This is a genomic window from Halalkaliarchaeum sp. AArc-CO (assembly GCF_024972735.1).
Taxonomy (GTDB): Archaea; Halobacteriota; Halobacteria; order Halobacteriales; family Haloferacaceae; genus Halalkaliarchaeum.
Map to the genome: position 1 here is coordinate 1,968,354 of NZ_CP087723.1, position 16,585 is coordinate 1,984,938.

A 16,585-nucleotide genomic window follows, 5' to 3' on the forward strand; every position below is an offset into this window, starting at 1 on the left:
ACTTCACGCCTCAGTTCGCTGTCCCGTCCTGCCCGCCGGTGCGGCCGGCGATCCGCGGATACCAGTCGAGAACCACGACCAGCAGGGCGACCGCGACGACCGTACCCACCAGGTGGACGAGCGGATCGATGTCGATCCCGAACATGCCAAGCAGCGTGCGCAGCTCCAGCAGGATCACGGCGGCGACTCCGGCCGTGACCAGTAGTCCACTGCGGGAGATTCCGCTCATCGGATCGCCTCCGCGAGCGCGACTGCCGAGTCTCCGAGACCGGCCGGGAGCAGTCCGCTTCCGAGTTCTAACAGCACCGGGAACGCGCGGCCGCCGAGGCCGAACAGCCCGCGGTCGGTGACAATGCTCGCGAGCGGTAGCGCGTACGCGAGAACCACGAGCACGATCGCGATCCCGGTCCACAGCGCCAGGTTGTCGAGCACCTGGGGAGCGTCGTCGGGGCCCGAAAGCGCCGGCGGTAGCGTCTCTCCGACGCCGTCGGCCCGGGGGTTCCCCATCGTCAACACGACGTTACCGAGGAACAGTACAGTCGAGACGAAAAGCAGCGTGCCTCCGATGGCAATCTGGAGGTTGAGTTCGGCAACGCTGCCGAAGACTGTCTCGAACTCGAAGCCGGCGTACTGGGGTTCGGCAGTCCGTCGGGGAATGCCGAGCAGCCCCTGGACGTGCATCGCGTTGGCCATCAGCGCCATTCCGACGAACCACAGCACGACCTGCAAAAGCGCGATCGGCCGGCTGTACAGCTGTTTCCCGCTGATCTGAGGCCAGAGCCAGTAGGTCCCCGCCATGAACGTCAGCGTCACGGCGGTGCCGACGGTGAGGTGGAAGTGACCCGGCACCCACATCGTGTTGTGGACCAGGTAGTTGATGTTCATCCCGGCGTTGATCATCCCGGAGAAGCCGGCAGCCGCGAACATGAGCCCGGCAAGCGCCATTCCCGTAAACGCCGGATCCCGCCACGGCAGCGCGCGGAGCCAGCCGAACAGGCCAGTCCCGCCGCGCTGTCGGGCGCCGTACTCCATGCTCGCGACCACGGTAAAGGCCGTAAGCAGGCTCGGAAGCAGGAGGAACATGGTGTTCGTCATCGCGATGAACTTGAACCCTTCAGCGATGCCCGGATCCAGGTACTGGTGGTGGATCCCGACGGGAGTCGAGAGCAGCAAGAAGAGCACGAAGACGACGCGTGCGAGCGGGTCGCTGAACAGCCGCCCGCCGGAGATCTTCGGGAGGACGGTGTACCACAGCAGGTACGCCGGCATCAGCCAGAAGTAGACGATCGGATGGCCGAAGAACCAGAACAGCGTCCGGGTCAAGAGCGGATTCACCGTGTCGACGATACCCAGCGACCACGGCAGCAGGAACGCGAGTACGGCGACGGCAATGCCGGTCGTGGCGATGTACCACATCAGCATCGTCGTGAGCACCATGAACGTCTGCAGCGGGATCCGCTCGTCTGGGTTCTCCTTCCGCCAGGCGAACCACGACCGGAACCAGTCGGCGCCGGCGAGCCACGTTCCGATGATGAACACCACCAGTCCCGCGTAAAACAGCGGATGAGCCTGGAGCGGCGCGTAGAAGGTGAACAGCACGTCCGCGCTGATGTCGATGCTCCCGACGAAGCCCAGCAGGATCGTCAGGCCGGTAATCGTGATGCCGAGAGACATCAGCCCGTACCACAGCCAGGTGAATCGGATGTCCTCTACGGGCCTCCCGAGACTGCGAACGGTTGCCCACGTGAACACACCCACGAGGAAGAAGATGGTGAAGCTGATCACGAGGAAGACGCCGTGTGCCGTCAGGATCGTGTAGTAGTCGACCGAACTGAATATCCGCAGGATGTCCGTCCGGTGGAGTGCCTGTACGATCCCGAAGAACGCACCCAGTGCAAGCGCCAGGAACGAGCCCAGGAACGCAGCCCTGATCACCCGCGATTCTTCGGGATACTCGTCGACGAACGCGGTTTCAGTCATTCCTCGTCACCTCCCTGGTGGTGTTCTTCGAACTCCTCTTCGGGAACGACGTGTAGTTTCCCCTCCATCGCGTGATGGGCGGCTCCGCAGTACTCGTTACAGACGATTCCGAACTCCCGCGGTTCGTCCGTTTCGACGGTGACCTTCGCGACTTCTCCGGGGATCACCATCGTGTTCGCGTTGGTCCCGACGACCCCGAAGCCGTGGATCACGTCCGGGGAGGTGACGTAAAACGTCACCGTGCTGTGTTCGGGGACCACGATCGGGTCCGGCCTGAACTCGAACTGTTCGGCGATCACGTACACCTCGTACTCGTTTTCGCCGACCTGTTCGACACCGGGTTCACCGAACTTCGGATGGTCGGAAAGCGTGTCCGGGTTGACCGGTTCCTCGTCGTCGGCGACCATCGAGACGCCGGCGCCGACGGCACCGTACGTCACCGTTGCGATGAACGCCAGGATGAGCACGAGCGAAAGCGCGAGCCAGAGTTTTTCGTACTTGTGAACGTGCATAGTCACCCGATCACAACCAGGTCGTTTCCGAGGAACTCCACGAAGTACATGAAGAACCACATCACCACGAGAATCCCGAAGTACACCATGATGAGGGCCAGAGTGCCTTTCGGATCGAACTCTTCTCCGTCCGAGTCGTCGACCAGAGCCGACTCGGTGGATGTCTGTGACGCCGCCCCGTTTGTCATGGGTATGCCTTCGATCTACGGTTGTATAAATACTACGAGACGCATCCACAAATCAGCCGACATGAACGCGATCACTCGTCGTTTTGCATCGGCACCAGGTCCAGTTCGTGACGGGGGCCTACCCGCGGTTCGGGCGCAAAAAGCTTCTTTTTGACTTCCGGAGTCAAGTAGCGTCGAATCGGGGGGCTCGAATCGGGGAACGATTCTTTACCGGGTAGTCCATACGGAGGGTATGGATCTCTCGCCACGGCAGGTCGTTTTGATCGGACTCGCCGCGATCGTTCCGGGGGCAATCTTCGCGGTCGGCACCGGCGAGTACATCGCCGCGATCGCAATCGTCAACGTGGTTCTCATCGTCGCGAGTCTCGTGTACGCGATGTCCGACACCGAATCCGAGTCGGAACCGCCGGAAGCGAAAGCGGCGAACGGAGGCCCCGTCGGACAGTAGATGTCCTCGCGTGAGTGTTCCCTCTGTGATCTCCCGACCCCGGATCCGCCAGTGAGTGGCGACGCCGTCGAGGGGGAGTTCTGTTGTCGCGGCTGTCTGGAGGTCGCAAAGGCGCTGGGAACGGATGCCCTCGAGGGCCGGGAGGGGGACGAACTCGACAGGGAGGCGATCGAACGGGCGGTCACCGGCGAAAAGAACGAAAGCGCCGACGCCGATCAGATGTCGCCTCCGGAAAACGCCTGCGAGACCGCGTATCTGACGGTCGACGGGATGCACTGTGCGACCTGCGAGACGTTCCTCGAGGCCGTGTCGGAACGCGAGTCGGGCGTCGTCGACGCCACGGCCAGCTACGCGACGGACACGATGCGGATCCGGTACGATCCCGAATCGGTCGACGAGGAGGATCTCCCGTCGGTCGTCACTGGAACCGGGTACACCGCGTCGTTCCGGGAGGTCGACCGCGAGCCGGAGTCGGGAGACGTCGCAGTCGTCCGGTTCCTGATCGGCGGCGGCTTCTTCGGCATGATGGCAATGCTGTGGTACGTCCTCTTTCTGTATCCCACGTACTTCGGCTTCCAGCCGGTCGTCGAGTTCGGACAGTTCGACCGGCTGTACCTCTTTACGCAGATCTGGCTGTTCACATCCGTCGTGCTGTTTTACACGGGATTTCCGATCCTCCGAGGGGCGTACGTCAGCCTCCGGGCCCGGCAGCCGAACATGGATCTGTTGGTGTCGCTTGCGGCCTCGAGTGCCTATCTCTACAGCACGATCGCGATGCTCGTCGGGCGGACCGACCTCTACTTCGACGTCACCGTCGCCGTAATCGTGGTCGTCACCGCGGGCAACTACTACGAGAGCCACATCAAGCGTCGGGCGATGGGACTGCTCTCGACGCTTGCTGGCGACCGGATCGAGACGGTCCGGAGAGAGGACGGCACCGAGTTCGGAATCGAGAACGTCTCGCCCGGCGACAGGCTCCTCGTAAAGCCCGGCGAACGGATCCCGTTCGATGGGACAGTTCGGGATGGGGCCGCCGCAATCGACGAGGCGGTCGTCACCGGCGAGTCGCTGCCCGTCACCAAGCGCCCGGGCGACGAAGTGGTCGGCGGATCGGTCGTCGCGGATTCGCCACTCGTCGTCGAGGTCGCCGATCCCGTCGAGAGTACCCGAGACAGGCTGGTCGAGCAGCTCTGGGAGATCCAGAGCGCCCGCTCGGGCGTCCAGCACCTCGCCGACAAACTCGCGACGGTGTTCGTCCCGCTCGTGACCGTGCTTGCGGTCGCGATCACGGCGCTTTTCCTCCTCACGGGAGCCTCGCCCACCCGGGCGTTCCTCGTGGGACTCACCGTGTTGATCGTCTCGTGTCCGTGCGCGCTCGGGCTGGCGACACCGCTTGCGGTGGCAAGTGGAGTCCGCACTGCCGCCGACCGTGGGATCGTCGTCGCCACGGAGACGATCTTCGAGGACGCAGCGGAGGTCGACATCGTCGCGCTCGACAAGACGGGGACCCTCACCGAGGGGCGTATGCAGGTGGTCGACGTTGTTCCCTTCGAGGGAACCGAACGGCACCTCCTGGAAGTCGCCGCCGCAGTCGAGCGGTTCTCCGAACACCCAGTCGCGGATGCGATCGTCGAACGCGCCGCAGAGGGCGCCTTCGAGGGCGGAGCGGTCGCCGACGGCGGCCTGGTCGACGGCAGCACGGCCGACAGCGATCCACCGGGTGGCCTGCAAGGGGAGGACGATTCGGCGTCCGAACCCGGACACGATAGCCTGGAACGGGCCGGCGACGGAACTGTCGACGCCGGCGACGTGACGATCCACGCACGCGGCGTCGAGGCGGCCCTCGACGGTGGATCCCTGCTCGTCGGGCATCCGTCGCTGTTCGACGAACGGAACTGGACATTGCCCGAGGAAACCCGTACGCGAGCGGCTGCCGCCGCCGAGTCCGGCCACGTGCCGGTCGTGGTCGGCAGGCGAGACGCAGGCGGAGAGGGGGAGATCCTCGGCGTCCTCGTCGTCGGGGACGCCCCGCGGGCCGAGTGGGACGAAGTCGTCGCGGAACTGGCCGGGACCGGTCGGGAGATCGTCGTCCTCACGGGCGACGACTCGGCGGCCGCCACCCACTTCGAGTCCCACCCGGACGTCTCGAGTGTCTTTGCCGGCGTCCCGCCGGAGGGAAAGACCGCAGCGATCCAGCGTCTCCGGTCGTCGGGTGTGGTGGCGATGATCGGCGACGGAACGAACGACGCTCCCGCGCTCGCCGCCGCAGATCTCGGCGTCGCCATGGCTGAAGGGACCGAACTCTCTGCCGACGCTGCCGACGCGGTCATCACCGGACGAGACCTGTCTTCGATCCCGACCCTCTTTGCGGTCTCGTCTGCGACCAACCGTCGCATCCGACAGAATCTCGGTTGGGCGTTCGTCTACAACGGGATCGCGATTCCGCTCGCCCTCACGGGTCTTTTGAACCCGCTGTTTGCGGCGGCGGCGATGGCGACAAGCAGCCTGCTCGTCGTGCTCAACTCCAGTCGCCGACTTCTCTGAGGCGGAACGACGCGGGACCGACATCGGTTTCGCCGGTCTCGCTGTCGTCCGGTATCGCCACCCCAGTGTGACAACAACTGTTAATCGGCGTGAGACCTAACTACAACCAATGCTACTCCAGATGGAGCTTCTCGGTCCCGAGACGCTGCCGCTTCTGTTGATAACGGCGGGGCTTTTGATCTCGATGGCGGAGGCGCTCGCACCGGGAGCAAACTTCATCGTCGTCGGGATCGCCCTGCTCGGGGCGGGGCTGGTCGGTCTCGCACTGGGGCCGCTCGCAAGCCCGATCGTGCTGGCAGTGCTCGTCTTGCTGTTCGGTTCGGTCGCCTTCTACGGTTACCGGGAGCTGGACATCTACGGCGGGAAAGGGCAAGCACAGACGCGGGACTCCGACTCGTTGAAGGGCCAAACCGGACGAGTGACGGAGGCGGTCACGCCGACCGGCGGACAGGTGAAACTGGACTCCGGCGGGTTCAACCCGTACTACTCGGCACGGAGCATCGACGGCGAGATCCCGGAGGGGGCGGAAGTGCTCGTGATCGACCCGGGCGGCGGGAACGTCATCACCGTCGAATCGCTGGAGGTCGTCGAAGACGAGATCGACCGGGAACTTGCCCGCGGTCGCGACGCCTCGGACGCCGCAGACGCCGCAGTCGACGCAGCCATGCAGGAGGCGAAAGAGGAGGAAGACGACCGCGACTCGGATCGAGAACAAGAACCCGACTCGGATCGAGAGCAAGAACCCGACTCGGATCGAGAGCAAGAACCCGACTCGGAACGGGAACCCGAACGCGAACGGTGACCTCTCCCGGTGTCGGCCTCGCTACCCCACGAGTCTCTTGACCATTGTCGATACGTGTTCGATTTCGTCCGCGTTTATCCCGTGGCCCATGCCCTCGTAGATCGACTCGGTGACGTCGCCTCCGAGACGCTCGAAGACGTCGCGAGTCTCGTGGACGCGTTCGACTGGAATGTGCGGATCGACGTCGCTGCAACCGAGAAACACCGGCGTTCCGTCGAGCGTGCCCCCGTAGTCGCGGGGCGTTCCGTCGGGACCGACGAGACCCCCCGAGAGTGCCGCGAGCCCCCCGTATCGGCGCGCGTTTCGTGCGGTCCACTCCGAGGCGAGACACGCCCCTTGCGAGAACCCGATCAGTGCGACCCGCTCTGTGCTCACCCGATCGGCGGCCTTCGAAACGACCTCGCCGACCCGATCGAGGGCGGCCGAAAGCCACGGCTCGTTTCGCTCGATCGGCTCCAGGAACGACTGTGGATACCAGGTTCGCTGTGCCGCCTGCGGGGCGAAGTACGCGACGCCCTCGGCGTCGAACTCCTCGGTTAGCCCCAGGATACTTCGCGCGCTGGCCCCCCGACCGTGGAGCAACACGACGGCGGCCGACGCCGCAGACAGCTCTGTCCCCTCGCGCAACAGCGGCTGATCCCCGTGGTTCATACTCCCGCTCGGGACTCGGGAGGGTTATCGCTTCCCCCGGCGGTGGTGTCCCGGCGTGTCCCGGCGTGTCCTGTGCCTGCCCCGGTTGCGCGGGTCGAATCGGGAGAGTGCTGGCCAATCCTTATGTGGCGCGTCGCCCTATGCGGTGTATGGACCCCGTACTGCAGTTCGGTCTCGAAACGGGCGCGGCGACGATCGGATTACTGTTTCTCTTGCTCGTCGTCATCGTCATCTGGCAGTCCGTCGAGATCGTCGACGCCTACGAGAAGAAGGCGCTTACCGTGTTCGGAGAGTACCGGAAACTCCTCGAGCCGGGATTCAACATCATCCCGCCGTTCGTCTCCCGGACGTACCCGTTCGACATGCGGACCCAGACGCTCGACGTCCCGCGTCAGGAGGCGATCACGCGGGACAACTCGCCGGTGACCGCCGACGCTGTGGTCTACATCAAGGTGATGGACGCGAAGAAAGCGTTCCTGGAGGTAGACGACTACAAAAAGGCCGTCTCGAACCTGGCTCAGACGACGCTGCGTGCGGTGCTGGGAGACATGGAACTGGACGACACGCTCAACAAGCGCCAAGAGATCAACGCGAAGATCCGAACCGAACTGGACGAGCCGACCGACGAGTGGGGAATCCGGGTCGAATCGGTCGAGGTTCGCGAAGTCAACCCATCGAAGGACGTTCAGCAGGCGATGGAACAGCAGACGTCCGCCGAGCGCCGCCGCCGGGCGATGATCCTGGAAGCGCAGGGTGAACGCCGCTCTGCCGTCGAGAAGGCGGAAGGTGACAAGCAGTCCAACATCATCCGGGCACAGGGTGAAAAGCAAAGCCAGATCCTCGAGGCGCAAGGTGACGCGATTTCGACCGTGCTCCGGGCACGATCCGCGGAAGCGATGGGCGAACGCGCAATCATCGAACGCGGCATGGAGACGCTGGAGGCGATCGGCCAGGGTGAATCCACGACGTTCGTGCTACCCCAGGAGCTGACCAGCCTCGTGGGTCGCTACGGCAAACAGCTCTCGGGTGCCGACACCCAGGAGATGCAGGCACTGGACGCCCTCGAATTCGACGAGGAAACCCGCGAACTTCTCGGCCTCGACAACATCGAAGAGATTCTCGGACAGATCGACGAGGCGGCAGAGATGGACGTCGAGCAACTCGAGGAGGCGGCCGAAGCGATCAAGGCGGGCGACACGGGCGGGGGCATCAAGTCCGCGAACGAAGTGATCGAGGAAATGGACGAGGAGATGGAAGGGGAAGCCGCCGTCGAGACCGACAAGGAGTGAACACGATCGGCCGTTCTCAGCGGTAGAATCGGCTCGACCAAGCGAAGTGTTTTTAGCGCCAACCGACTACGAACGGGTAGTGACAGACGGCGTCGACGAACGGAAGCGGGACACGCTGCGGCGGTTCGCCGCGCTTGGAGCCGCCGCCCCGTTCGTCGGATCGGCAACAGCAGACTCGGACGACGGGACCGCGGATGATCCGTCCGGACAAGACGACAACGAGACCCGGGAGGCGATCTGCGGATACGTCTCGACGACGCCCGGGGCCCACTTTTCGAAACTCCGAGACGACCTCAGGCTCGGGACGGGCGAAACTCAGTATCACCTCCGTCGGCTCGAAGACGGCGGTGCCGTCGAATCGATTAAAGACGGCGACTACCGACGCTACTACCCGGCCGACAGGTTCGACCGGTGGGAGAAGCAAGCGCTGGGGTATCTCCGTCGTGAAACGCCGCGGCTGATGATCCTCGAACTCCTTTCGGAACCAGACCTCACCGGCGCGGCGCTGGCCGACCGGATCGGCGTCTCGCGGCCGACGATAAGCGCAGCTGCAGGCGAACTATCCGAGGCCGGAATCCTCGATCGAGAGGACGGCTATCGCTTGGAGGAGCCCGAACGAATCATCGCACTCGTCGTCCGGTACGCCGACTCGTTCGGGCCGGAGGCGGTCGCGTTCGCCGATCAGCTCGCCGACTACGTCCGCCACGATCCACGTCGCTGACAGTTCCACCGGATCTCGTCAAGAACAGACCGCGTCGGTTTCCTCACTCGACCATCCAGGTCGTCCCCGACGAGTACCCCCACTTCTCGATCGTGAGGTCCGTCTCGGCCTCCCGGACTGCCCGGATGTTCGCACCGACTTCCTTCGCGGAGAGTTCGAGCTCTTCTGCGATGAGCCGCGACTTGAAGTACGTCTTGTCGTCGGCGTTCGACCGGAGGTATTCGTAAATGCGCAGCTGTTTCTCGGAAAGCGAGCCGCGGACTGGTTCCGGCAGCGATCCGGACTCGCGAACGGGTTCGGTGTCGACGGACGTCTCGGCGCCGGCCGATGCGGCTGTGCTGCTCATACTGGTACCAGGCGAGCACCGACTAAAACGGGTTTGGTACGTCGGCCTAACCCGCCGCTATACTGTGGTTTCACCCGAGAAACTGCCACAATAGCGGCCGGGTGTCCCCCAGAACGGGTACGGCTGTCTACGGGGTCGCAAACGCCGACGGGGGAGGAGAGCTCGGACGGTCGAACGCGCAGAGTGCTTCAGAAGGTACTTATCCGCGCCCCGGCGATGGTCACCCAATGAGCGACGGTCCACGGCCGGACCCGGCGGCCGTCGAAGTTAGCGTCGTCCTCCCGGCGTACAACGAGGAGGAGACCATCGAGTCGACGGTTCGGTTGACGCTCTCGACCCTCTCGGAGTTTCTTCCGTCGGGCAGCTTCGAGGTGATCGTCGCGGAGGACGGCTGTGACGATCGCACCCCGGAGATCGCGACGCGGCTCGCCGAGTCGGATCCGCGCGTCCGTCACTTCCACAGCGACGAGCGGCTGGGACGGGGCGGGGCGTTGACACGGGCGTTCGACGCGGCGGACGGCGGGACGCTCGTCTACTTCGACACCGATCTGGCGACGGACATGGGCCACCTCGAGGAGCTCGTGGAATCGGTGCGGTCCGGGGAGTACGACGTGGCGACCGGCTCCCGGTGGATGCCCGGCCACGAGGCCGACCGCCCAGTAAAGCGGAGCATCCCCTCGAAGGGGTTCAACCTCCTGGTCAGGACGATGCTGCGCTCGGACGTGCTCGATCACCAGTGCGGGTTCAAGGCGGTGTCCCGGGAGGCGTTCGACCAGCTGAAAGGCGAGATCCAGGACGAACACTGGTTCTGGGACACCGAACTCCTGGTCCGGGCGCAGCGGCGGGGGCTGTCGGTAGCGGAGTTCCCCGTCGAGTGGGAGCCGAAAGGCGACACGAAGGTCGACCTGGTGCGGGACGTCTTCGGGATGGGCTCGCAGATCGTCCGGCTGTGGTGGCAACTGTCGGTTCGCCCGCGGATCACGACGCGGGTGACGCTCGTTGCGGGGACGCTGCTGGTCGCCCTCGCCGTGCTGTTGATGACGCGGTATCTGGATCCCCGGGAGGTACTCGCGGAGATGGGACGTGCGGATCCGACGCTTATCGGACTCGCCGTGGGCGTGTACGTGCTTTCCTGGCCCGTTCGCGGCTACCGGTATCGGGACATCCTTGCCGAACTCGGGTTCCGCGAGGACCTCGGGTTCCTGACGGGAGCAATCTTCGTCAGTCAGACCGGGAACCTGGTGTTCCCGGCACGGGCTGGCGACGCGATTCGAGCGTACATCGTGAAGGTCAGACGCGACATCCCGTACCCCTCGGGCTTTGCGTCGCTCGCGGCCGAACGGGTGTTCGATCTGTTGACCATCACGGGGCTTGCGGGACTCGTGCTCGTCGGCTACGCGATGTCGGGTCAGTTCGGCGAGGTCGCGGCGACGGTCTCCGGCGGGGAAGACCCGGGACAGATCGCCGTCGCGGGCGCCGTCGGCGTCGGGAGCGCGGCGCTTCTGGCCGTCGCCGCGATCGTCGCCTCCGCGCGATCCGGCGGGAACCGGATCCGCCAGTTCGTCGGCTGGATTACCGACGACTCCTACGGCCAGTACGTCGCCGGAGTGCTCGAACGGTTCGTGGCCGACGTCCAGCGGGTCGGTGCCGACTCGACGGTGTTCGCGCGGGTCGGCGCCGCCAGTGTGGTGATCTGGACGCTCGACGTACTCACCGCCGCGCTGGTCCTCGCGGCGTTCGGCGTCGGGTTGACGACGGCGTCGCTGCTCGCGGTCTGTTTCTTCGCAGTCAGTGTCGGAAACCTCGCGAAGGTGTTGCCGTTGTCGCCCGGCGGAGTCGGTCTGTACGAGGCAGCGTTTACGTTGCTCGTTGTCGGACTCACGCCGATCGGCCCCGCCGTCGCCGTCGGTGCGGCGATCCTGGATCACGCGCTGAAAAACGTGGTCACCCTCGTCGGGGGCGGGATATCGATGTTCGCGCTGAACGTCTCCTTGTCGACCGCCGCAGAGGAGAGTCGGGAACTGAACGAACCGGATCCGGTCAACGAGTGATTCGTTCGGAAGCACCACCCGGGACGAAACCGAAGAACTATTTAAGTACGCCTTTCCGGCCCTTGTAAACCTCCCGAACCGTCCCGGATCGACGGTTTCCTCGCCCGACACCAAATCTTTTAAGTGATTCACTTCCGTCCACCGGGTACAGACTACCACCCAGCACGTTCGGTTGTGGGTGATGTGACACACAATGAGTGACGAAGTAACGACACGAACGAGAACTGTAGAGAACGAACGAACGAGTGGAACCAGCGAGTCGCTCTCCTGTCCGGAGTGTGGTGGCAACGTCGTCACCGACGAGGAGCACGGGGAAACCGTCTGTAGCGACTGCGGGCTGGTCGTAAGCGAGGGATCCGTCGATCGTGGCCCGGAGTGGCGCGCCTTCGACGCCCGAGAGAAAGACCAGAAGAGCCGGGTGGGCGCCCCGACGACGAACACGATGCACGACAAGGGGCTGTCGACCAACATCGACTGGCGCGACAAGGACGCCTACGGCCGGTCACTTGGCGCGCGACAGCGCCAGAAGATGCAGCGGCTCCGCAAGTGGAACGAACGGTTCCGTACCCGCGACTCGAAAGAGCGCAACCTCAAGCAGGCGCTCGGCGAAATCGACCGCATGGCCTCGGCGCTGGGCCTCCCGGACAACGTCCGCGAGACCGCCTCGGTCATCTACCGCCGTGCGCTCGATGAAGACCTCCTGCCCGGCCGTTCGATCGAGGGCGTCTCGACCTCCTGTGTCTACGCCGCCGCCAGGATGGCCGGTGTTCCCCGTAGCCTCGACGAGATCGCCGACGTCTCGCGGGTCGAGAAAAGCGAGATCGCTCGGACGTACCGCTACGTCGTCCGCGAGCTCTCCCTCGAGGTGAAGCCCGCCGACCCCGAGCAGTACGTCCCGCGGTTCGCGTCCTCGCTCGAGTTGAGCGACGAGGCGGAGCTCCGGGCGAAACAGCTGCTGAAGAACGCGAAGGACAAGGGCGTCCACTCCGGGAAGTCGCCGGTGGGACTGGCCGCCGCCGCCGTGTACGCCTCCGCGCTACTCACCAACGAAAAGACCACGCAGGCGGCCGTAAGCGAGGTCGCGGACATCTCGGAAGTGACGATCCGGAACCGGTATCACGAACTGCTGGAAGCCGAAGAAGGCATCGTCGCCTGAAGCGGCGTTTACGTGGTGTTCCGCCCGGAACTCCGTTTCCGCTACTCTTCGAACTCGACGACGCCAGCGGCGCGTTTCCGCCGCCGCCGGTACTCCCCGTACCTGTCGTTCGGATCGAATCTGGCTGGGGCGCTGTTTTCCGCCGGAGCGCCACAGCGGGGACACTCCTCGCCGAGCGTGTACACCGGTCGGTCGTGACGGTCGCGCCACACCGAACACCGTCGGATGTCGGATTTCATCGGGGTTCAAAAGTAGCGACGCCGGTCACTCGTCGTCTTCTCGCCGCTCGCGGTGGAATTCCCCGGTTCCGCCGGCAGATTCGATCGATTCGCGTGCGCGGGCAGCGCTGGCCTCGAGTTCGTCCTCGGCGGTCTTGTAGTCGGGTGCACGCACCCGAATCCGGTACTCGGGCGAGCCCACGTACGTCACCTCGAGGTCGATCTCCTCGGGCACCTCGCCGTTCCCCTCTGCTGCCTCGAGCGCCGCTTTGATCGCGTCGACGCCGTCGCCGGCCGCACACTCCAGGTCGACGTAGCCGGTGACGTCGACGTAGGGAACAGAGACGTTCTCGCGGGCGGTCTCGACGACCGCCTCGATTTCGTCCTCGTCGAGATCCACGTCCGAAAGCGCTTCCGTCCCCCGGATCGCCGCCGACTCGAAAGCGTCGTACAGGGTTTCGAACTCCGCGAGCAGCGCGTTCGCGACCGCGCCGTACGTCTCGTCGTCGACGTCTTCACCCAGCGCGAGCAACAGCCAGTTGTCCGCCTTCTGCTCGTTTTTCCACTCCTGGATCTTGTCCTTGCGCTGGTGTTCGTTGACGTCTTTCAGGGAGAGGTCGATCTGCTGGGAGGACTGATCGACGTCGAGCACCTTCGCGACGACCGTCTGGCCTTCACGGACGTGGTCCCGGACGTTCTTGATCCAGCCGGACGCGACCTCGGAGATGTGGACGAGGCCACGTTTGTCCTCGTACTCCTCGAGGTCGACGAAGACGCCGAAGTCGGCGATCTCGTCTACCTTGCCGACGACGAGTTCGCCCTGGTCGGGATAGCCGCTGTACTTCATGCCCGGAACCCCCCGTTATCGGGCCTCGACGGTCTCGAGGACCTCGTGTTCGATATGGCCTTTGCCGCTTTTGGGGACGACGAGCGTCGTCCCGCAGACCGCGCAGTTCACCTTCGAGGCCGGCTTTTCGAAGACGATCTGTTCGTTCTCGCAGTCGGTACACCGGACGCGAAGGAAGTTTCCTGCCATCTGAATCCCTCCGGGGTTACTCCTGGAACTCCAGTCGGCCGGCGCGCCAGCCTTCACGGTTGTGTGCTTTGCCACAGTCCGAACAGCGGTAGGTGAGATCGACCTTCTTCGTCGGCTTGTCTCCGCCGGGCACCTTCGAGAACTTCCCCGTGTTTCCGATGGTGGCCGTCTGGCGCTTCCGCTGTCGATCCTGGACCTTCTTCATCCCGGTCGAGCGACCGGTACGGACTTTTTCTACTTCGTGCTCCCGGTGCCCGTTGCAGAACGGACAGTACGTGTTGAAGCGTCGTGGAATCTGCATGGCTGATTACCTTACAGGCCTCTACTGGGTCGGTCGTTAAAACCCGTTTGGTCTCGGACGGCGTCGAGGGATGGGTTCGCAACCACGCCCGGTTCGAAAACCCCGCCGGAAACCAGCGCGCTTTAGGCGCTCATCGCCGAGAGGTACGATAGAGCATGAGTCACGAGAGCTTTCCGACCGACCGACCCGCGGTCGTCACCTGCGGGCTGCCGTACGCCAACGGCGATCTCCACGTCGGTCACCTCAGGACGTACGTCGGCGGCGACGTCTTCTCCCGCGCACTCGAGCGACTCGGACAGGAAACCGCGTTCGTGAGCGGTTCGGACATGCACGGGACCCCGGTGGCTGTCAACGCCGATCAGGTTGGCGTTTCCCCGAAAGAGTTCGCACTCGAGTGGCACGAAACCTACGAAAAGACGTTCCCGCGGTTCGACGTCGACTTCGACAACTACGGGCACACCCACGACGAGACGAACACCGAAACGACGAAGGAGTTCGTCCGGACGCTCGACGAGGAGGGGTACGTCTACGAAAAGGAGATCATGGTCGCCTACGATCCGGCGGAGGATCAGTACCTCCCCGACCGCTACGTCGAGGGGACCTGTCCGTACTGCGGCGCCCACGCCCGCGGCGACGAGTGCGACGAGGGCTGTCAACGCCACCTCGAACCCGGCGAAATCGAGAATCCCGTTTCGACGATCACTGGCAATCCCGCGGAGTACCGCGAGCGCACTCACAAGTTCTTCCGGGTGTCGGAGTTTGCCGATTACCTCAGCGAATTCCTCGACCGACTGGAGGGGACGAGCAACGCGCAAAACCAGCCCCGGGAGTGGATCGAATCCGGGCTGCAGGACTGGTGTATCACCCGCGACATGGACTGGGGGATCGACTACCCCGATTCGGAAAATGACGGAGAAGACGGGGCGGAGGAAGACGATACCGACGACCTCGTCCTGTACGTCTGGGTCGACGCCCCGATCGAGTACGTCTCTTCGACGAAGCAGTACACCGACCGCGTGGGCGAGGACGTTTACGACTGGGCGGAGGTCTGGCAGGAGGACGGCGAGATCGTCCACGTGATCGGCCGGGACATCATCCAGCATCATACCATTTTCTGGCCGGCGATGCTGCGGGGCGTCGGCTACGAGGAGCCCCGTGCGGTGATGGCGAGCGGCTTCGTCACGCTCGGCGGCAAGGGCTTCTCGACGAGCCGCAACCGGGCGGTCTGGGCCGACGAATACCTCGAGGAAGGGTTCGAGCCCGACCTGTTGCGATACTACCTCGCGACCAACGGCGGCTTCCAGCAGGACGTGGACTTCTCCTGGGAGCGGTTCCGCGAGCGGGTGAACAACGAACTCGTCGGTACCGTCGGCAACTTCTGGTACCGGGCGCTGCTGTTCGCCTATCGGGAGTACGGTGGCACTCCCGACGCGGCGCTGTCTCGGGACGTCGAAGAACGTATCGGGGAGGCGATCGACGCGTTCCGCGCTGGCGTCAACGACTACTCGATAAAGAAGGTCGGCGAGGCCGCCGTCGACCTCGCGCGGTTCGGCAACGAGTACATCCAGCGCAACGAGCCCTGGAAGCTGACCGACGACGACCCGGAGGCGGCGGCGCAGGTAATTCGCGACTGCGTGCAGCTGTCGAAGGCGGTGGCGGTGCTGTTCGAGCCGATCGCCCCCCGGACGGCCGAACGGTTGTGGGCCCAGATCGGCGAGGGAAGCGACGTCCACGACGTGACCGTCGAGACGGCGCTGGAGGACCCGCAGTCGACGTTCGACGAGCCCACGGAACTGTTCGAGAAGATCCCCGAAGAGCGCGTCGAACAGCTCAACGAGAAGCTGGAGGTGCGCGTCGAGGCCGCGACCGAGAACGACGAGTCATCTCCAGACGATACCGAAAGCGACGAGGTGACGGACGACGACGAGGGAGACATGGCAGAACTCGAGCCCGTTTCCGACGAGCGGATCAGTTTCGAGAAGTTCCAGGAACTCGACGTCCGTGTCGGCGAAATCATCTCCGCGGAGGGGATCGAAGGCGCCGACAAACTCGCACGCCTGGAGGTCGACATCGGCGTCGAGACCAGACAGGTCGTCGCCGGGATCAAGCAGCTCCACGACCTCGACTCGCTTCCCGGCACGAAGGTGATTCTACTGGCCAACCTCGAGAAGGCGGAGCTGTTCGGGGTCGAGTCGAACGGGATGGTCCTCGCCGCCGGCGAGGAAGCCGACCTGCTTACGACCCACGGCGACGCGGAACCGGGCGAGCGGATCCGATAGCGGCGTCGGGGGAACCCCCATCTACCTCGCCGAGAGGGAAGGACAGCTTTTTCGCCGGGCGAA

18 protein-coding genes are annotated in these 16,585 nt (G+C 64.5%); 8 read left to right on the forward strand and 10 right to left on the reverse strand.

The window, feature by feature from the left end; genetic code table 11:
- Positions 1-10: 10 nt before the first annotated feature.
- From AArcCO_RS10485 to AArcCO_RS10500, 4 genes are read right to left on the reverse strand one after another with little or no spacing between them, the layout of a single operon-like run.
- On the reverse strand, positions 11-229 hold the full coding sequence (locus tag AArcCO_RS10485; RefSeq protein ID WP_259533387.1) for a hypothetical protein: 219 nt from the start codon (positions 227-229) through the stop codon (positions 11-13).
- Complete coding sequence (locus tag AArcCO_RS10490; protein ID WP_259533388.1) at positions 226-1,980, reverse strand: b(o/a)3-type cytochrome-c oxidase subunit 1; 1,755 nt, start codon at positions 1,978-1,980, stop codon at positions 226-228. The genes AArcCO_RS10485 and AArcCO_RS10490 overlap by 4 nt, the downstream gene beginning before the upstream one ends.
- Complete coding sequence (locus AArcCO_RS10495; protein WP_259533391.1) at positions 1,977-2,492, reverse strand: cytochrome c oxidase subunit II; 516 nt, start codon at positions 2,490-2,492, stop codon at positions 1,977-1,979. Before AArcCO_RS10495 ends, AArcCO_RS10490 begins: the two co-directional genes overlap by 4 nt.
- Before the next feature lie 2 nt (positions 2,493-2,494).
- A complete protein-coding gene (locus AArcCO_RS10500; protein WP_259533393.1) occupies positions 2,495-2,680 on the reverse strand; it encodes a hypothetical protein in 186 nt (61 codons plus the stop codon).
- A gap of 232 nt (positions 2,681-2,912) precedes the next feature.
- Here AArcCO_RS10500 and AArcCO_RS10505 point away from each other — a divergent pair, with 232 nt between their 5' ends.
- The 3 genes from AArcCO_RS10505 to AArcCO_RS10515 all read left to right on the forward strand — a co-directional run bounded on the left by AArcCO_RS10505 (position 2,913) and on the right by AArcCO_RS10515 (position 6,474).
- Complete coding sequence (locus AArcCO_RS10505; protein ID WP_259533394.1) at positions 2,913-3,128, forward strand: DUF8131 family protein; 216 nt, start codon at positions 2,913-2,915, stop codon at positions 3,126-3,128.
- Positions 3,129-5,672, forward strand: coding sequence for a heavy metal translocating P-type ATPase (locus AArcCO_RS10510; RefSeq protein ID WP_259533395.1), 2,544 nt, complete (start codon positions 3,129-3,131; stop codon positions 5,670-5,672).
- 109 nt (positions 5,673-5,781) lie between these two features.
- Positions 5,782-6,474 (forward strand): NfeD C-terminal domain-containing protein, encoded by a 693-nt coding sequence (locus tag AArcCO_RS10515; protein WP_259533396.1) that lies wholly within the window; start codon positions 5,782-5,784, stop codon positions 6,472-6,474.
- A gap of 21 nt (positions 6,475-6,495) precedes the next feature.
- Here AArcCO_RS10515 and AArcCO_RS10520 read toward each other — a convergent pair whose 3' ends face one another.
- Positions 6,496-7,125, reverse strand: coding sequence for an alpha/beta hydrolase (locus AArcCO_RS10520; protein ID WP_259533397.1), 630 nt, complete (start codon positions 7,123-7,125; stop codon positions 6,496-6,498).
- 149 nt (positions 7,126-7,274) lie between these two features.
- Between AArcCO_RS10520 and AArcCO_RS10525 the strand changes: the two genes are divergently transcribed.
- Together AArcCO_RS10525 and AArcCO_RS10530 are read left to right on the forward strand one after the other, a co-directional pair.
- Entirely contained in the window at positions 7,275-8,414 is a 1,140-nt protein-coding gene (locus AArcCO_RS10525; protein ID WP_259533398.1) for an SPFH domain-containing protein, read from the forward strand.
- Between the two features lie 79 nt (positions 8,415-8,493).
- A complete protein-coding gene (locus AArcCO_RS10530) occupies positions 8,494-9,135 on the forward strand; it encodes a winged helix-turn-helix transcriptional regulator (protein ID WP_259533399.1) in 642 nt (213 codons plus the stop codon).
- Positions 9,136-9,178: 43 nt separating this feature from the next.
- Here the strand turns inward: AArcCO_RS10530 and AArcCO_RS10535 are convergent, their stop codons facing one another.
- On the reverse strand, positions 9,179-9,481 hold the full coding sequence (locus AArcCO_RS10535) for a DUF7123 family protein (RefSeq protein WP_259533400.1): 303 nt from the start codon (positions 9,479-9,481) through the stop codon (positions 9,179-9,181).
- A gap of 227 nt (positions 9,482-9,708) precedes the next feature.
- On the opposite strand from AArcCO_RS10535, the gene AArcCO_RS10540 reads away from it, so the two are divergent.
- Both AArcCO_RS10540 and AArcCO_RS10545 read left to right on the forward strand, forming a co-directional pair.
- Complete coding sequence (locus tag AArcCO_RS10540; RefSeq protein WP_259533401.1) at positions 9,709-11,532, forward strand: flippase-like domain-containing protein; 1,824 nt, start codon at positions 9,709-9,711, stop codon at positions 11,530-11,532.
- A gap of 193 nt (positions 11,533-11,725) precedes the next feature.
- Positions 11,726-12,688, forward strand: coding sequence for a transcription initiation factor IIB (locus tag AArcCO_RS10545; protein ID WP_259533402.1), 963 nt, complete (start codon positions 11,726-11,728; stop codon positions 12,686-12,688).
- A 41-nt stretch (positions 12,689-12,729) separates the two neighbouring features.
- Here AArcCO_RS10545 and AArcCO_RS10550 read toward each other — a convergent pair whose 3' ends face one another.
- Genes AArcCO_RS10550 through AArcCO_RS10565 form a run of 4 tightly spaced genes read right to left on the reverse strand, consistent with a single transcriptional unit; the run spans position 12,730 to position 14,243 of the window.
- Positions 12,730-12,927 (reverse strand): RNA-protein complex protein Nop10, encoded by a 198-nt coding sequence (locus tag AArcCO_RS10550; RefSeq protein WP_259533403.1) that lies wholly within the window; start codon positions 12,925-12,927, stop codon positions 12,730-12,732.
- Positions 12,928-12,952: 25 nt separating this feature from the next.
- Positions 12,953-13,753: a translation initiation factor IF-2 subunit alpha gene (locus AArcCO_RS10555; protein WP_259533404.1), complete on the reverse strand. Its 801-nt coding sequence runs from the start codon at positions 13,751-13,753 to the stop codon at positions 12,953-12,955.
- A gap of 15 nt (positions 13,754-13,768) precedes the next feature.
- Positions 13,769-13,942, reverse strand: coding sequence for a 30S ribosomal protein S27e (locus AArcCO_RS10560; protein WP_259533405.1), 174 nt, complete (start codon positions 13,940-13,942; stop codon positions 13,769-13,771).
- Between the two features lie 16 nt (positions 13,943-13,958).
- Positions 13,959-14,243: a 50S ribosomal protein L44e gene (locus AArcCO_RS10565; protein ID WP_259533406.1), complete on the reverse strand. Its 285-nt coding sequence runs from the start codon at positions 14,241-14,243 to the stop codon at positions 13,959-13,961.
- 155 nt (positions 14,244-14,398) lie between these two features.
- On the opposite strand from AArcCO_RS10565, the gene metG reads away from it, so the two are divergent.
- Positions 14,399-16,522, forward strand: coding sequence for a methionine--tRNA ligase (gene metG, locus AArcCO_RS10570; RefSeq protein WP_259533409.1), 2,124 nt, complete (start codon positions 14,399-14,401; stop codon positions 16,520-16,522).
- Positions 16,523-16,585 lie beyond the last annotated feature (63 nt).

Bases quoted from the DNA above. Each gene is read 5' to 3' on its own strand.
- AArcCO_RS10485 (WP_259533387.1), bottom strand. From the start codon at position 229: ATGAGCGGAATCTCCCGCAGTGGACTACTGGTCACGGCCGGAGTCGCC.
- AArcCO_RS10490 (WP_259533388.1), bottom strand. From the start codon at position 1,980: ATGACTGAAACCGCGTTCGTCGACGAGTATCCCGAAGAATCGCGGGTG.
- AArcCO_RS10495 (WP_259533391.1), bottom strand. From the start codon at position 2,492: ATGCACGTTCACAAGTACGAAAAACTCTGGCTCGCGCTTTCGCTCGTG.
- AArcCO_RS10500 (WP_259533393.1), bottom strand. From the start codon at position 2,680: ATGACAAACGGGGCGGCGTCACAGACATCCACCGAGTCGGCTCTGGTC.
- AArcCO_RS10505 (WP_259533394.1), top strand. From the start codon at position 2,913: ATGGATCTCTCGCCACGGCAGGTCGTTTTGATCGGACTCGCCGCGATC.
- AArcCO_RS10510 (WP_259533395.1), top strand. From the start codon at position 3,129: ATGTCCTCGCGTGAGTGTTCCCTCTGTGATCTCCCGACCCCGGATCCG.
- AArcCO_RS10515 (WP_259533396.1), top strand. From the start codon at position 5,782: ATGCTACTCCAGATGGAGCTTCTCGGTCCCGAGACGCTGCCGCTTCTG.
- AArcCO_RS10520 (WP_259533397.1), bottom strand. From the start codon at position 7,125: ATGAACCACGGGGATCAGCCGCTGTTGCGCGAGGGGACAGAGCTGTCT.
- AArcCO_RS10525 (WP_259533398.1), top strand. From the start codon at position 7,275: ATGGACCCCGTACTGCAGTTCGGTCTCGAAACGGGCGCGGCGACGATC.
- AArcCO_RS10535 (WP_259533400.1), bottom strand. From the start codon at position 9,481: ATGAGCAGCACAGCCGCATCGGCCGGCGCCGAGACGTCCGTCGACACC.
- AArcCO_RS10540 (WP_259533401.1), top strand. From the start codon at position 9,709: ATGAGCGACGGTCCACGGCCGGACCCGGCGGCCGTCGAAGTTAGCGTC.
- AArcCO_RS10545 (WP_259533402.1), top strand. From the start codon at position 11,726: ATGAGTGACGAAGTAACGACACGAACGAGAACTGTAGAGAACGAACGA.
- AArcCO_RS10550 (WP_259533403.1), bottom strand. From the start codon at position 12,927: ATGAAATCCGACATCCGACGGTGTTCGGTGTGGCGCGACCGTCACGAC.
- AArcCO_RS10555 (WP_259533404.1), bottom strand. From the start codon at position 13,753: ATGAAGTACAGCGGCTATCCCGACCAGGGCGAACTCGTCGTCGGCAAG.
- AArcCO_RS10560 (WP_259533405.1), bottom strand. From the start codon at position 13,942: ATGGCAGGAAACTTCCTTCGCGTCCGGTGTACCGACTGCGAGAACGAA.
- AArcCO_RS10565 (WP_259533406.1), bottom strand. From the start codon at position 14,243: ATGCAGATTCCACGACGCTTCAACACGTACTGTCCGTTCTGCAACGGG.
- metG (WP_259533409.1), top strand. From the start codon at position 14,399: ATGAGTCACGAGAGCTTTCCGACCGACCGACCCGCGGTCGTCACCTGC.